The organism is Nocardioides sp. LHG3406-4, assembly GCF_049897745.1.
Classification (GTDB): Bacteria; Actinomycetota; Actinomycetes; order Propionibacteriales; family Nocardioidaceae; genus Nocardioides.
On record NZ_JAFCWV010000001.1, the window covers coordinates 263152 to 277686 of the forward strand.

Consider the following 14535-nt stretch of genomic DNA (forward strand, 5'->3'; position numbering starts at 1 on the left):
CCCGGGACCGGCTAGCTGCTCAGCGCGACGGTGACGCCGACGGCCACCACCACGACCACGGCCGCGAGCGCGGCGGTCGCAGCCGGCCAGCGCGTGGCCGCCCGCTCCACCACGACGTAGGCACCCGCGACGACCGCCAGGGCGAGCGTGACGTGCAGGAGCACCGCCAGCAGGACCCCGACGATCGCCCCTGCCTTCCAGAAGCGGCCCCACAGCAGACCCAGCGCGACCGGGATCGCCACGGCGCCGGCGAGGCCGCCGAGGAGCTCGGCCCACCACGGCCGGTCGCCCATCCACGGCAGCGCGAAGGTGCCGGGCCAGCTGACGTCGAACAGGTCGGCCGTGGCGCTGTATCCCAGCACCGCGATGCAGACCACGGTGACCGTGACCGCCGCGCGATGGCGCCAGGTCGTCGCCGACGACCAGGGCAGGTCGCGACCCACCATGAGCGTGGCCAGGGTGACCGCGGACCACACGATCCAGCGGCGTACGAGGCCGGTGCCGGTGTCGGCCATCGCGTCCCGGAAGATCCGGTCGGCCTCGACGCGGTCGACGTGGTGGCCCTGCGTCGAGACGTAGGACTCGGAGCCGGCGTCGCCGTCCACGACGAGCCCGTCGTGGAGGAGGGCGGCGGGAAGGTGCGCCCCGGTCTTGGGCACCAGCCAGGTGAAGAGCGCGGGCACCGAGGTGAGGTCGGTGCGGAAGGTGCGGGAGTCGGCCGGCACCAGCAGCTCGCCAAGATGGCGGTCGTCGTAGGCGATGCGGCGCTCCATGGCGAACGACTCGAGCCCTGCGTCGGTGTGTCTCTCCAGCACGATGCGCGGACCGCGGCGGCGGTCGGGCGGCAGCTCCGAGGTCTGGGCGTCCCCCGACGCGCCCCCGTCGTAGAAGCGACCCACCTGCCGTTGCACCCGAGCGATCAACACCCGGTCAGCGTGGCACAACCGACCGACAGCGGGTCAGCCGAACAGGTCGTCCGCCTCGGTGACGGGTCGCTCGCAGACCATGCCCCGGCAGACGTACGCCGCGGGCCGGCCGTCGACCTCCACCCGGCCCTCGAGGAGTGGGATGCCCGGCGTGCCGGGCTCGGCGACCACCACCACGGCGCCGGGCCGGCGCAGGGCCCGCTCGGTCAGGGCGTCCCGCGTGGGCCCGGGACGCCCGACGACCGCGATCTCGAGCGGGCCGTCGAGCATGCTCTGGGCAGCGGCGAGCGACCAGCCGGCGAAGCGCGGCGCCCGTTCCATCAGCACGGCCACGCTCGCCAGCGCCTCCTCGGCGGCCTGCCGGTGCCGCCCCGACCCGGTGAGCGCGGCGTACGTCGACAGCGCGTGCACGGTGCTTGAGAGGCCCGACGGGCTGGCGTTGTCGGAGGGGTCGCGGGGCCGGGCCACGAGCGCCTCGGCGCCGGCCGCGGTGTCGTGGAACCCGCCGTCGTCGGCCCGGAAGTCGCGCAGCGCCACCTCGAGCAGCCCTCCGGCCACGTCCAGCCACTCCGACTCGGCGGTCGCGGCGGCCAGGTCGAGGAGGCCGTGCGCCAGGGCGCCGTAGTCCTCGAGGACGGCGGCGTGGCGTCCGACCACACCGTCGCGGGAGACCCGGCGCAGGCCGCCGTCGGTGAGATGCACGTCGACGAGCAGCCGGGCCGCGGCTCGCGCGGCGTCGACGTACTCCTCCACGCCGAGCAGGCGTCCCGCGGCGCACAGCGAGCTGATGGCCCAGCCGTTCCAGGCCGCCACGACCTTGTCGTCCCGGGCGGGGCGGACCCGGGCGGCCCGCGCCTCGAAGAGGGCGCTGCGCACCCGCTCGAACCGCTCGGCGTCGTCAGGGTCGCGCAGCAGCTGAAGGGTCGACGCGCCGTGCTCGAAGGTGCCTGCCGCGGTGACCTCGAAGGTCGCTGCCGCCCACTCCGCGTCGTCGGGGGCCAGCGCCTCGGCGAGCTGGGCCGGGGTCCACGCGTAGAACCTGCCCTCCACCCCCTCGCTGTCGGCGTCGAGCGCGGAGGCGAAGCCGCCCTCGGCGGTGCGCAGCTCGCGGAGCAGGAAGTCGGCGGTCTCGCGGGCGACCCGCTCCCCCAGCGGCCCGCCCCAGCGGGCGTAGACGCCGAGCAGCAGGGCGTTGTCGTAGAGCATCTTCTCGAAGTGCGGCACCACCCAGTCGCGGTCGACGGCGTAGCGCGCGAAGCCGCCGCCGAGCTGGTCGTAGATCCCCCCGCGCGCCATCGCCTCGCACGTCGCGTCGAGCATCGGCGAGCCGCCCCTGCGCAGCAGGAACTCCAGCACCATGCTGGGTGGGAACTTGGGTGCGCCGCCGAACCCGGCCGACTGCGTGTCGAAGTCTCCCGACAGGGCGGCGTGGGCCCGGTCGAGCACATCGGCGTCCACCGCGCCCGGCGCCATGGCCGACTCGCGGCGCAGGTGCTCGCGGATCTGGTCCGCCGTGCGGCGTACGTCGTCCCCGCGGTGGGCCCACGCGTCGGAGAGTGCCTCCAGCACCTGCCGGAAGGACGGCTGACCGTGCCGCGGCCGGTCGGGGAAGTAGGTGCCGGCGAAGAACGGAGTGCCGTCGTGGCCGAGCACGCAGGTCATCGGCCAGCCGCCGTGGCCCGTCATCGCCGTGGTCGCCGACATGTAGACCGCGTCGACGTCGGGACGCTCCTCGCGGTCGACCTTGACGCTGACGAAGTGCTCGTTGAGGTACGCCGCGGTGGCGTCGTCCTCGAAGGACTCGTGAGCCATCACGTGGCACCAGTGGCAGGCTGCGTACCCGACGCTCAGCAGCACCGGCACGTTGCGGCGCCGGGCCTCCTCGAACGCCGCGGGCTCCCACTCCCACCAGTCGACGGGGTTCTCCGCGTGCTGGAGCAGGTACGGGCTCGTTGCCGAGGCAAGGCGGTTGGCCATTCCTGTGACTCCTCATGAGTGGCACGTGCATCAGATTGTCTTGAGGGATGCACGCAAGTTATGTGCATTGCTGCTACGGGTCTCTCTGCGGCCCAATGGCACCAGCCTAGGAGGCGGTCTTGTGGCCGCACGCTCTCAACCGAAGCTGCTCGCTCAGGACGTGAGCGTCACCGACTTGCGCACCCAACCCAAGCGACGGCGGCGTGCCGGTTGAACGGGCTACGCCCACGCCGTGAGCGGCGTCGAACCGGCGCTCCGGGTACGCATCGGGCATCACCAGCACTGTGCCGACTTCGACCGTGTCGCCAGGTGGAACCCCTTCAGCGGTTCGGCGGTTGCGGGCGACATGGCGGTTCTGCAGCTCAAATCAGACTGTTGACCACCATTTCCATGGAAGCCCTCAGTTCTGTCGAGTCCCGATGTCAAAATGCCGCCATGAGCGAGCAGACCCCCGCGGGGTGGTACCCGGACGCCCAGGGCACGACGCGGTATTGGGACGGAAGCGCGTGGACGGAGCACACCCACGACCGTGGCGCGGGTGCCGCCGTCCCGACGGCCGACAAGAAGGACGGTGCGTTCGCCAAGCTCAAGAAGGCTGCCGCCGATCGGTCAGCCGAGAAGAGAGAAGCAAAGGAAGCTCGGGACCGGAAGTGGGCTGAGGACGTAGCCGCAGCCGGCGCGCTCGTCACCAGCGGCACCTTCGGGATGTCGACTGTCGAGATCTATGAGGGTGGCTACGTCCGCGTTGCGTCTGGTGAGCAACCCGAGCGGCCGACAGCCGCGAATGTGCGGTCGCAGATGGCCGCGAATCTGAGCGGCGGTGGCATCAACGCGAAGAGGCCGTACGAAAAGTTGCGGTCGATCACGTTCACGCCAGCCGATTCGGATCAGGGCTCATACGGCGGCTCCGGTCTCGAGAGTGCGGTCGGCCCTGCCGTTGCGGGCCTCCTCAAGGGCACGAAGCATCTGATGAAGACCAGTGCACCTGGATTGGCGGCTGCCGGGATCGCACACATCGCGAGCGCCGGGTCTCGAACCTCGTACTTGACGATCGCGACGGACCGTCAGATCTACACGCTCTCCAACCAGATCCCGAACAGCGTGGGGCTCAAAACCGCCAAGAAGGGCCACGTCGACGTCGGATTGGCGCTCGAAGCCGCGGGCAACACCGCTCTCGGCATCGACAGTTCCTCGACCGCGGACACTGGAGCAGCTGCGCTTCCGCCAGCGACCCAGCCTGAGGCAGCAGTTGCGGCTCAGCCATCCGCTCCGAGTCTGGCGGACCGCCTCCGCGAACTCGCCACCCTCCACCAGGAAGGGATCCTGTCTGAGGAGGAGTTCGCGAGCGCCAAGGCCAAGCTGCTCAGCGGACTCTGATCGCCGGCTCCACGGGGCCCGGGTGACGACCGACAAGTGAGCCCGGCCACGGCCCGTTCAGGAAGTTTGCCGCGACATGGGGAGTGGCTGACACGAGGCCAGGAGAGCAAGGGTGCGAATCCCGCGCCCCTTGCCACCGTGATACTCGGTATGCATACTCAGTATCATGAGCATTCCGAACGGGCTCCTCGCCCTTCTCGACCAAGGCCCGATGCACGGCTACCAGCTCCGGGCGGAGTTCGAGCGTGCCACCGGCGCGACCTGGCCGCTCAACGTCGGTCAGGTCTACTCCACCCTCACGCGTCTCGAGCGCGACGGACTGGTGGTGGCTCAGACCACCGACGCGGAGGGGCGCCAGCGCTACGGCCTCACGGCACGGGGCCGCGAGTCGTTGGCCGCGTGGTTCGCGAAGCCCGTCACCATCACCGATCGACCGCGCGACGAGCTGGCGATCAAGCTGGCGCTGGCGGCGCTGTCTCCCAGCCTGGACGTCCGTTCGATCGTCCAGGTCCAGCGGGTCGCCACGATGCAGCGCCTGCAGGAGCTCACGCACCTCAAGCAACAGGGCGACCCGGACGACCCCGACGGCCTCGCCTGGTCGCTGGTGCTGGACAACCTGCGCTACATGGCAGAGGCCGAGTTGCGCTGGCTGGACCACTGCGAGGTGGTGCTCGTCAGGGCCGGACGCACGTCGGCAGGGTCGAGGACCGCGCAGGGCGAGTCCGCAGCCGCCACGGTCGAGAAGGCCGTCCGATGAGCGCTCTCGAGGTGGTGGACGTCGACCGGATCCACGGACGGGGCAACTCGGCCGTCCATGCGCTGCGCGGCATGTCGATCCAGGTCGAGCGCGGCGAGCTGGTCGCCGTGATGGGCCCCAGCGGGTCCGGCAAGTCGACGCTCCTGAACCTGGCAGGCGGCCTCGATCGCGCCACCGCCGGCAGCGTCAGGGTCGACGGGGTCGAGCTCGGGGAGCTGTCCCCGAAGGAGTTGGCCAAGCTGCGCAGGCACCGGGTCGGCTACGTCTTCCAGGACTTCAATCTGATGCCGAGTCTCACAGCGGCGGAGAACGTCGCACTCCCCCTCGAGTTCGACGGGTTGCGCCCCCGGGACGCTCGACGGGTCGCCGAGGAGGCACTCGCGGAGGTGAGTCTGCGCGACCTCGCGGACCGGCTGCCCGAGGACATGTCCGGTGGACAGCAGCAGCGGGTGGCCATCGCGCGGGCCATCGTCGGGGACCGGACGCTGATCCTCGCCGACGAGCCCACCGGCGCCCTCGACTCCGAGACCGGGGAGCAGGTGATGCGGCTGCTGCGCGAGCGATGCGCTCGCGGTGTGGCCGCCCTGCTCGTGACCCACGACGCGGGCCACGCCGCCTGGGCCGACCGGATCGTCTTCCTGCGTGACGGTGCCGCCGTCGACGACACCGGCACCCGGCCCCGGGTCGAGTCGCTGCTCACCGAGGCATGAGCACCCTGTTCCGCTGGCACCCGGCCCTGCGCATGGCCTGGCGCGAGATGCTGGCGCGCCCGCTCCGGGCGGTTCTGCTCACGGTGCTCGTGGCTCTGCCCGTCGGCATCGCCGTCGTGGCGTCCGTGGTCTCCGGCACCAAGGACTATCACTCCGCCAACTCGATCTATCCGGTGCTCGGCGATGCCGACGCCCGGCTCACGGTCACGGAGTGGCCCGCTGTGCGGCTCTCGAGCTTCGACCAGGGCCGGCAGGTCATGGCGTCCAAGGCCCGTGGCCTCGACTCGACCCAGAAGCGGGACCCGTCGGCGGTGGACGTCGAGGTGCTGCTGCCGTCAGGGTCCCGGACGACGCGCGTGGGCTCGTCGTACGTGGATCTGGCTCTGGGTGGACGAGTCAACGCGTTCGTCTTCGATCTCGACGACCCGCTCACGCGCGGTCTGGCCAGGCTCGAGTCCGGGCGGGCTCCTGCCAACGCCGACGAGGTCGGCATCAGTGCCCTCATGGCCGATGAGCTCGGCCTGCTCGACGAAGGAGTGCTTCGCGACGACGCGGTGCTTCGGCTCACCGATCGGGAGCTGCGGGTCGTGGGGCTGGTGGAGCTCCCCGGCCACAGTGGCTCCGCCGGCGCCGTGGTTCTTCCACCCGCGGCCTCAGCAGGTGCGCCGACCAGTGTCGAGTACCTCGTCGACCTGCCCGACCTGAGCACCCCTCAGGCGAAATCACTGCAACGCACGCTGGCCTCCGCCGGAGTCTCCGCCCAGATGCGCGACGCGATGCTGCATCCGAGCGCCTGGCCGAGCCGGAGTCACTCATCGCCGCCGGTGATCAACGCGACGGCCATCGCCGTGGGCGCGCTCGTGATCGGGCTCGGCCTGATCGAGGTGCTGGTGCTCGTCGGCTCGGCCTTCGCGGTCGGGGCCCGGCGCCAGAGTCGAGTCCTCGGGCTGGCCATGACGTCCGGCGGCACTCCGGCCGACGTACGGCGGATCGTGCTCGCCCAAGGTGTCTGGATAGGCCTCGCCGCGACCGCGCTCGGTGCCGGCCTCGGGGCTGCGCTCCTCGTCCTTGGCCGAGACCTGGTCGGGCGGCTGACGGGCGCTGTCATCTATGAGTACAATGTCTCGGTCGCCGCCGTGGTGGCCGTCCTCGTCCTCGGCTTCGCCTCGGCCGTCCTGGCAGCCGCCATCCCCGCCTGGGGAGCCGGACGGCTCACCGCGGCCGAGGCTCTCGACGGACACATCGCCGCGGGCACAGCCCGCAGCCACGGGAGGCGGCTCCGGGCTCCCGCGCTGGGCCTCATCGCAGGTGGGATCGCGGGTCTGCTCGCGTCGGGCTTCTGGATCGCCGACGTGTACGCCGACCAGCCGGCGTACGCCACGCCCGTGCCGATCGTCGCCGGCGGCCTGAGCGCCCTGGTGCTTCTCGTCGGCGTCGGTCTGCTGACACCTTTCCTCGTCGACTGGTGCGCCACCACCGCGAGCCGCGGTTGGCTGCCCTGGCGGCTGGCTTCCCGCGACGCGGGCCGGCACCGCGGGCGCACCACCGCCGCCGTGTTCGGCATCGGGATCGTCGTGGCCGGCGCCGTGCTCGCGGGCTTCGGGGTGTCCGCCAACGCAGCCTTGGAGGGCACCTACCGCCGCGGCATCCCTCAGGGCACGGCTTCGCTCGAACCGTCGCCCGATCAGCTGCGCGACCCGGCCGCCACCGCTCGGGTCATCCGGGCCATACGCGACGTCACCGGCGCCGAAGGCCTGGCCATGTACCGGGAGGTGCTCTTCGAGAAGAAGCCTGTCCTCGTGCGCCGAGTGGGAGCCGCGATCGTCGTCGACGAGGCCTATCTCGAGGTCGCAGACATCTCGGCTGCCGCGCGTCGGGCCTTCGCCGACGGCAGCGCACTGGTCGCCAGAGCGTGGGACAAGGGAGATCAAGTCACCCTGGTCGCTGGCCCCGGGCGTGCGCCGATCCTCGAGCGGGACGTGCCCGCCGTACGCGTTCGTCTCGGGTTCAGTCCCCCGGGCACGATTCTCATCTCGGCGCAGACGGCCACCCGACTCGGCCTCAGCACCCGGCCCGGGTACTCGGCGATCGTCTACGGCGACGAGCCGCTGACCCCGCAGGCGGTCGAGCGGCTCGGCTACTACGGGATCAACGCGTACACCGAGGAGTCCGACGTCGCCCTGAACCAGCGCGTGCTCCTCGGTGGTGTCGGCGGAGTCCTGGTGCTCACCTGCCTGGTGGTGGGCATGATGGTGGCCCTCGCCTCCTCCGAGAGCCGAGGCGATGCGGCCACCTTGTCGTCAGTCGGTGCGCCGCCCTGGGTCCGCCGGGCCATGAGCGCGGCCCACGCGCTGTTCGTCGGCTGCCTGGGCGCTGCCCTCGGCCTCTTCCTCGGCACGGCGGGAGGCGTGACCCTGTTCCAGGTGATCGGGACTCGCGGCACTCCCGGCCCCTGGCTGGCCCTCCTCGTGTTCGTGATCGGCGTGCCATTCTTCTCGGCGGTGGTCGGTTGGCTGGTCACGCCGACCCGCCTCACCCTCAATCGCCGCACGGGCTGAGAGACGACCGATCCCCGGGACGATGGCACTGGTGGGCCTCACGACCGAGAGCGATCGTCTCCCCGGGTCAGCTGCTCCCACCCGCCGTCTGCGTGCACCCGGAAGACCGCGCCGTTGGGCACGGTCACCCATGGAGCCGTCACCGGGCTCAGGCCCGCGACCTGAGCCAGTGCTGCCCGGATCGCGTCGCCGTGACTGACGAGCACGGTGGTTGGCCCGGACCCGACCTCAGCCAGTACGGCGCCGATCCTGGTGTGCAGCGCAGCAACGGACTCACCACCGGCCACGGGCAGAGTCGGGTCCGACCAGTCGTGCTCGGCCGCGACCGCCCACGTCTCGTCGTACCCGCGACCCTCGAGGCGGCCCAGGCCCTGCTCCCGCAACCGTGAGTCGGGTTGGGCGACGACACCCAGGCCGGCGCCGATGATCTCGGCGGTCTCGACCGCGCGCGCCAGGTCACTGGTGACGAGCCGCTCGATACGTTCCTCGCGGGTGGTGAGGTCGGCCGCGAGGATTTCGGTGGCAGCACGCGCGTGGTCGCGTCCGACGTCGGTGAGCCGCGGGTGCGGCGTCTGACCCTGGGTGAGCCGACGTACGTTCCACTCCGACTCACCGTGCCGGACGAGGTAGTAGGTCACCGGGGTCGATCCTCCGCGCGGGGTCGAGGAGCAGGGACGAGACCAGCCCGCCCGCGTCCGGCGCAGCACGTCACCGCACACCGTAGGCAGTGGCACGCCGCTGGCGGCGAGGGCCCCGCCGTTGGTTGGTACCCTCCTCACGCCAGTCGACCCGCACGAGCATGTGGGGGTCAGGGAACCCGGTGAGACTCCGGGACTGACGCGCAGCGGTATGGGTGACGGACGGAACGTGATCGCGGGGACGCTCTCGCGACAGCCACTGGACCGAGAGGTCCGGGAAGGCGTTCCGCACCGGATGATCCCGAGTCCGAAGACCTGCTGGCCCCTGCGGCGAACCGCCGCCGGGAAGCGAGGACTCCGCGTACGAGCCCTGACCCCGGAGGACAGCAGTGCCGACCACCTCGAGCCTTCGGTCCCGACCCGATCTCTGCCCCGGTGTCCTCCGCCCGTGGTCAGCCGACGACGGCGCCCTCGTCCGGCTCCGACTGGTCGGCGGGCGGCTGGCCCCGGAGTCGCTGGCAGCCCTGCGCGACGTCTCCGGTGAGTACGGCGACGGCGACATCCACCTCACCCGCCGCGCCAACCTGCAGCTGCGCGGCCTCCCCACTCGCGCCGGCGACCTGCTCCCCGACGTGGTGCGGTCGATCGAGGCCACCGGGCTTCTCCCCTCCAGGACCCACGAGCTCGTGCGCAACGTCATGGTCTCCCCCCAGACCGCGCTCAGCGGCGGCCGTGCCGACCTCCGACCGGTCGCTGCCGAGCTCGACGCCCTGTTGTGCGGGACCCCGCGGCTGGCCCGACTGCCAGGACGGTTCCTGTTCGTCCTTGACGACGGCCGGGGTGACCTCGTCACCCGACCGACCGACCTCGGCCTGGTGGCACTCGATGCCACGAGCGCACAGCTGCGCGTCGGGTCCACCGGTTGGGGGCCGGTCGTCGAGCTCGCCTCGGCCGCTCGAGCGCTGACCGACCTGGCCCTGCGCTTCCTGGACGAGCGGGGCGACGGTCCCCGGGCGCCCTGGCACGTGGACGAGGTCGCGCGACCCCTGGTCGCCCCCCGACCACCCGAGGCGGCGACCGCAGTCACCTGCCCGGCACTGCCGTTTGGATCCGTGGGAGGTGGCGAGCACGTCGCTGCTCCTGGAGGTGTCGTCGACAGCGCTCTCGCCCGCCTGCTCGTCGGGCATGACCGGGAGCTCGTCGTCACACCGTGGCGAGGCGTCCTGGTCCCGTCAGAGGAGGCCCGATGAGCGAGCTGGGGCGGCCCCCGCGCCGGTACGCCTACATCGACCACGGCCCATCGATCTACGTCGAGTCCTTCGCGACCATCCGGCGGGAGGCCGACCTCGAGGCGATCCCCGACGGCGCCGAGAAGATCGCGGTCCGGATGGTCCACGGGAGCGGTCAGGTGGACCTCGTGCCCGACCTGGTGATCCATCCGGGACTGGTCCCGGCCGCCCGACGGGCGCTCTCGTCGGGGGCGCCGATCCTCACCGACGCACGGATGGTCGCCATGGGCATCACCGCGGGGCGGCTGCCGGCCGACAACCAGGTCCTCTGCCTGCTCAACGACGAGCGCGTGCCCGGCCTGGCCGCTGCGTGGGACACCACGCGCACCGCAGCGGCCGTCTCGCTGTGGGAGCCCCACCTGGACGGGGCCGTGGTGGCGATCGGCAACGCCCCCACCGCGCTGTTCCACCTGCTGGAGATGCTGATCGCCGGTGCCCCCCGGCCCGCGGCGATCGTCGGCTGCCCGGTCGGGTTCATCGGTGCAGCGGAGTCCAAGGAGGCCCTCGTCTCCTTGCACGACGACCACGGCATCGACGTCCCGTTCGTGACGGTTCGCGGGCGCCGCGGGGGCTCGGCGATGGCGTCGTCGGCGGTCAACGCGCTGGCCCAGGAGGACGAGGCATGACCGGGCACTTCTACGGAGTCGGACTCGGCCCCGGAGACCCGGAGCTGATCACCCTCAAGGCGGCCCGGCTGATCGCCGCGGCCGATGTGCTCGCCTACCACGCCGGGGTCGGCAAGCAGTCCCATGCGCGACGCATCGCCGCGGGCCTGATCCCGGCCACGGCCGTGGAGGAGGAGCTGCGCTACCCCGTCACGACCGGGCGTACCGAGCATCCGGGTGGCTACGCCGGAGCGATGGCGGAGTTCTACGAGGAGTCGGCCGCGCGCCTGGCGACGCACCTCGAGGCGGGGCTGACGGTGGTGCTGCTGGCCGAGGGCGACCCGCTCTTCTACGGCTCCTTCATGTACATGCACGACCGTCTCGCGGATCGGTTCCCGACCGAGATCGTCCCCGGTGTGCCCGCGTTCGCCGCCGCCACGGCAGCCGTCGCGGCACCGCTGGTGCGGCAGACCGACGTGCTGACGATCTTGCCGGGCACGCTGCCAGAGGCCGAGCTCGCGCGACGGCTGGCCGACACCGACGGCGCCATCATCATGAAGCTCGGCCGCACCTTCCCGGCCGTCAGGTCGGCACTGGCGCAGGCGGGCCGGCTCGAGCACGCGCTCTACGTCGAGCGGGCCTCGATGCCCGAGCAGCGGTGGCTCCCGGTGGCGGACGTGGATCCGGCGAGCGTGCCGTACTTCTCGCTGATCGTGGTGCCGGGCGACTCGCTGCACCAGGAGCCGACGGGGCGACGAGGTGACGCTCAGCCAGCGCCGGTCGAGCGCCCCGCTGCGGAGCTGCTGGTGGTGGGGCTCGGTCCTGGTCCGGACGGGTGGATCACTCCCGAGGCGACCGCCGCCCTCAGCGAGGTGGACCACGTGGTCGGCTACGCGGCGTACGTGAACCGGGTGCCGCAGCGCGCCGGGCTCACGCGGCACGCCTCCGGCAACACCGTCGAGCTCGAGCGGGCCCGGCTCGCTCTCGACCTCGCACTGCGCGGGGAGAGGGTCGCCGTCGTCTCCGGCGGGGACGCCGGGGTGTTCGGGATGGCCTCGGCCGTCCACGAGGCCGCGGACGACCCGGCCTACGATGGGGTGACGATCCGGGTGCTGCCGGGGTTGACCGCGGTGCAGGCCGTCGCCTCCCGGGCGGGCGCCCCCATCGGCGCGGACTTCGCGGTCGTCAGTCTGTCGGACCGGCTCAAGCCCTGGCCGGTCGTCGAGCGCCGGCTGCGGGCCGTCGCCGAGGCCGACCTCGTGCTGGCGATCTACAACCCGGCGTCGCGCTCCCGCACCGACCAGATCGTGCTGGCCCAGAAGCTGCTGCTCGAGCACAGGTCCGCCGACACGATCGTGGTCGTGGGTCGCGACGTCGGTCGCCAGGAGGAGTCGCTCGTCGTGACGACGCTGGCCGAGCTCGACCCGGGGACGATCGACATGAAGTGCCTGCTCATCGTCGGTGCGTCCAGCACCCGTCGTACGGCGTCCGGGGGCGTGTGGACACCGCGGTTCGTCGACTGAGTCAGGCCGTGGTCGAGCGGTCCCGCGCCGGGTCGTAGAGGTAGGAGTCCCCACCACCACGAGGATCCAGGGCTCGCCCGACCATGATCACGGCCGCCTGACGGAGGCCCGCCTGCTCGACCTGCTCGACGATGTCGGCGACCGTGCCGCGGAGCACGACCTCACCCGGCTGGCTGGCCCGGAAGACCACGACCACCGGGCAGTCGTCACCGTAGTCGGCCCCCAGCTCGCTCATCACCTCGCGGATCCGGGTGATCGCCAGGTGGATCACCAAGGTGGCACGCGTCCGCGCGAAGTGCCGCAGGGCCTCGGTCTCGGGCATCGCCGTCGACCGGGCCTGGGCCCGGGTCAGCACGATCGACTGCGCTACCAGTGGCACCGTCAGCTCGCGACCCACGCGCGCTGCGGCGGCCGCGTAGGCCGGCACCCCCGGCGTCACCTGCCAGGCCACGCCGGCCTCGTCGAGGCGACGCGTCTGCTCGGCCAGGGCCGAGTAGACCGACGGGTCGCCCGACACCAGCCGGACGACGTCGAGCCCGTCGCGGTCGGCATCGACGAGGTGACGCATGATCTGGTCGAGGTCGAGGTGCTGGGTGTCGACGAGGCGAGTGTCCGGGGAGCAGTGCCCGAGGACCTCCTCGTCCAGGTAGGTGCCCGGGTAGAGCACCACATCCGCCCGGGCTAGGAGCCCCGCCGCCCGGAGGGTGAGCAGGTCCGCGGCACCCGGGCCGGCCCCGACGAAGTGCACGGTCATGAGGTCACCGCCCACTGCGTGACGGTGCGTGCCGGGGTCCAGCCGGTGAAACCCCCGATGGGCGCGGCGTGCTCGACCGCGATCCGGGTGAGCTCGCCGCCGTGCTCGGCGTACAGCCGCGCGAGGAGGGTCTCGGTCTCCAGCGTCACCCCGTGCACGACCAGACGACCGCCCGGAGCCAGCCGGGCGAGGCTTCCGCTCACCACCCCGCGCCGCGTCGCGCCGCCGCCGACGAAGACCGCGTCCGGGTCGGGCAGCTCGTCGAACGCCTCCGGTGCGCGGCCGGGGACGACCCGAAGGGTAGGTACGCCGAGGGACGCCGCGTTGCGGCCGATCCGCGCTGCCCGGTCGGGGTCGGCCTCGACCGCGACCGCCGTACAGGTGGGGTGAGCACGCATCCACTCGATGCTGACGGAGCCGGCCCCGGCGCCGACGTCCCACAGCAGCTGACCCGGCTGCGGTGCCAGGCGCGCCAGGGCGCTCGCACGCAGGTCGCGCTTGGTGAGCTGGCCGTCGTGCTCGAAGTCCTCGTCGCGCAGGCCCGTCGCCCAGGACCCCACCACCGGGCCGCGCAGGTCGAGCGCGACCACGTTGAGCCTCGACACCGGCCGGCTGGACGCCGTCCACGTCGCCGCCGTGCCCTCGACGCACGACTCGTCGGCGCTGCCGAGGTCGCCGAGCACGGTCATCCGGGTGTCGCCGTACCCCGTGGCCACCAGGAGCGCGGCGACGTCACCCGGGGTGCTCTCGTCCGAGGAGAGGACCAGGAGCCGATGCGCCGGCGCGAGATGACGGAGCACCGCATGCGGGTCACGCCCGACCAGGCTGACGACCTGCGTGCTCTCCGCCGACCAGCGCATCCGTGCCCGGGCCAGCGACACCGACGAGACCGCCGGGAGCACCTCGGTGACGTCGGCGCCGAACACCTCGGCCAGGGTCGTCCCGATGCCCGAGACGAAGGGATCACCAGAGGCGAGCACCACCAGCGGAGCACCGGCATGGCGCGCCATCAGCTCGACGAGCCCGGCGCGCAGCGGAGAGGGCCACGGCTCGCGCTGCTGCCCGTCGACCTCGGGCACCAGGTCGAGGTGGCGCCGGCCACCGACCAGCACGGCAGCGCTCCGGACCCGCGCCCTGGCGGGTTCGGGCAGGCCGGCCCAGCCGTCCGCACCGAGGCCGACGACCGTCACATGGGAGGGGCGGCAGGAGGACACGCACGCACGCTATCGTGACCGACGACAGGCACGAGGTGCCCCGAGGTGCCGGGCGTTCCCACACGGAGCGGCGGTCCGACGGGAGAATCTGGGAAGCCGGTGAGAATCCGGCACAGGCCCGCTGCGGTGGTCTGGACGGCGTCCCCGGACGTCGAGCCAGCAAGTCCGAAGACCGGCCCCGTGCCACGTATTCACTGGCGACGAGCG

12 protein-coding genes and 2 riboswitches are annotated in these 14535 nt (G+C 72.2%); of the genes, 7 read left to right on the plus strand and 5 right to left on the minus strand.

The annotated features are described in order from the left end of the window. Positions 1–11: 11 nt before the first annotated feature. Entirely contained in the window at positions 12–926 is a 915-nt protein-coding gene (locus ACP7BP_RS01275; protein WP_426241731.1) for a DUF1353 domain-containing protein, read from the minus strand. Between the two features lie 33 nt (positions 927–959). Beyond that, complete coding sequence (locus ACP7BP_RS01280) at positions 960–2903, minus strand: thioredoxin domain-containing protein (RefSeq protein WP_426241732.1); 1944 nt, start codon at positions 2901–2903, stop codon at positions 960–962. A gap of 435 nt (positions 2904–3338) precedes the next feature. Here ACP7BP_RS01280 and ACP7BP_RS01285 point away from each other — a divergent pair, with 435 nt between their 5' ends. The 4 genes from ACP7BP_RS01285 (at position 3339) to ACP7BP_RS01300 (ending at position 8305) form a co-directional block, all read left to right on the plus strand. Next, positions 3339–4280 (plus strand): DUF2510 domain-containing protein, encoded by a 942-nt coding sequence (locus tag ACP7BP_RS01285; protein WP_426241734.1) that lies wholly within the window; start codon positions 3339–3341, stop codon positions 4278–4280. A gap of 166 nt (positions 4281–4446) precedes the next feature. Beyond that, on the plus strand, positions 4447–5037 hold the full coding sequence (locus ACP7BP_RS01290; protein ID WP_426241736.1) for a helix-turn-helix transcriptional regulator: 591 nt from the start codon (positions 4447–4449) through the stop codon (positions 5035–5037). Beyond that, on the plus strand, positions 5034–5747 hold the full coding sequence (locus ACP7BP_RS01295; RefSeq protein ID WP_426241738.1) for an ABC transporter ATP-binding protein: 714 nt from the start codon (positions 5034–5036) through the stop codon (positions 5745–5747). The genes ACP7BP_RS01290 and ACP7BP_RS01295 overlap by 4 nt, the downstream gene beginning before the upstream one ends. Further along, complete coding sequence (locus ACP7BP_RS01300) at positions 5744–8305, plus strand: hypothetical protein (RefSeq protein WP_426241740.1); 2562 nt, start codon at positions 5744–5746, stop codon at positions 8303–8305. Before ACP7BP_RS01295 ends, ACP7BP_RS01300 begins: the two co-directional genes overlap by 4 nt. A gap of 38 nt (positions 8306–8343) precedes the next feature. Here ACP7BP_RS01300 and ACP7BP_RS01305 read toward each other — a convergent pair whose 3' ends face one another. Continuing rightward, positions 8344–8943, minus strand: coding sequence for a histidine phosphatase family protein (locus ACP7BP_RS01305; RefSeq protein ID WP_426241741.1), 600 nt, complete (start codon positions 8941–8943; stop codon positions 8344–8346). 126 nt (positions 8944–9069) lie between these two features. Beyond that, positions 9070–9280: riboswitch (cobalamin riboswitch) on the plus strand. A gap of 52 nt (positions 9281–9332) precedes the next feature. Here ACP7BP_RS01305 and ACP7BP_RS01310 point away from each other — a divergent pair. From ACP7BP_RS01310 to ACP7BP_RS01320, 3 genes are read left to right on the plus strand one after another with little or no spacing between them, the layout of a single operon-like run. Further along, positions 9333–10193: a nitrite reductase gene (locus ACP7BP_RS01310; protein WP_426241742.1), complete on the plus strand. Its 861-nt coding sequence runs from the start codon at positions 9333–9335 to the stop codon at positions 10191–10193. After that, positions 10190–10858 (plus strand): precorrin-8X methylmutase, encoded by a 669-nt coding sequence (locus ACP7BP_RS01315; RefSeq protein ID WP_426241744.1) that lies wholly within the window; start codon positions 10190–10192, stop codon positions 10856–10858. The genes ACP7BP_RS01310 and ACP7BP_RS01315 overlap by 4 nt, the downstream gene beginning before the upstream one ends. Beyond that, on the plus strand, positions 10855–12360 hold the full coding sequence (locus tag ACP7BP_RS01320; protein WP_426241746.1) for a precorrin-2 C(20)-methyltransferase: 1506 nt from the start codon (positions 10855–10857) through the stop codon (positions 12358–12360). The genes ACP7BP_RS01315 and ACP7BP_RS01320 overlap by 4 nt, the downstream gene beginning before the upstream one ends. A gap of 1 nt (position 12361) precedes the next feature. Here the strand turns inward: ACP7BP_RS01320 and cobM are convergent, their stop codons facing one another. Next, positions 12362–13129 carry a precorrin-4 C(11)-methyltransferase gene (gene cobM, locus ACP7BP_RS01325; RefSeq protein WP_426241748.1) on the minus strand — a complete coding sequence of 256 codons (768 nt, stop codon included), beginning with the start codon at positions 13127–13129 and terminating at the stop codon, positions 12362–12364. Then, the gene (cbiE, locus tag ACP7BP_RS01330; protein ID WP_426241749.1) at positions 13111–14328 is read right to left on the minus strand and encodes a precorrin-6y C5,15-methyltransferase (decarboxylating) subunit CbiE; all 1218 of its coding nucleotides are present in this window, start codon (positions 14326–14328) and stop codon (positions 13111–13113) included. The genes cobM and cbiE overlap by 19 nt, the downstream gene beginning before the upstream one ends. A gap of 26 nt (positions 14329–14354) precedes the next feature. Then, a riboswitch (cobalamin riboswitch) is annotated at positions 14355–14523 on the plus strand. The last annotated feature ends 12 nt before the right edge of the window (positions 14524–14535 follow it).

Excerpts from the sequence above, each read along its gene's own strand:
- ACP7BP_RS01300 (WP_426241740.1), top strand. The coding sequence starts at position 5,744 with ATGAGCACCCTGTTCCGCTGGCACCCGGCCCTGCGCATGGCCTGGCGC.
- ACP7BP_RS01295 (WP_426241738.1), top strand. The coding sequence starts at position 5,034 with ATGAGCGCTCTCGAGGTGGTGGACGTCGACCGGATCCACGGACGGGGC.
- ACP7BP_RS01320 (WP_426241746.1), top strand. The coding sequence starts at position 10,855 with ATGACCGGGCACTTCTACGGAGTCGGACTCGGCCCCGGAGACCCGGAG.
- ACP7BP_RS01315 (WP_426241744.1), top strand. The coding sequence starts at position 10,190 with ATGAGCGAGCTGGGGCGGCCCCCGCGCCGGTACGCCTACATCGACCAC.
- ACP7BP_RS01290 (WP_426241736.1), top strand. The coding sequence starts at position 4,447 with ATGAGCATTCCGAACGGGCTCCTCGCCCTTCTCGACCAAGGCCCGATG.
- ACP7BP_RS01285 (WP_426241734.1), top strand. The coding sequence starts at position 3,339 with ATGAGCGAGCAGACCCCCGCGGGGTGGTACCCGGACGCCCAGGGCACG.
- ACP7BP_RS01280 (WP_426241732.1), bottom strand. The coding sequence starts at position 2,903 with ATGGCCAACCGCCTTGCCTCGGCAACGAGCCCGTACCTGCTCCAGCAC.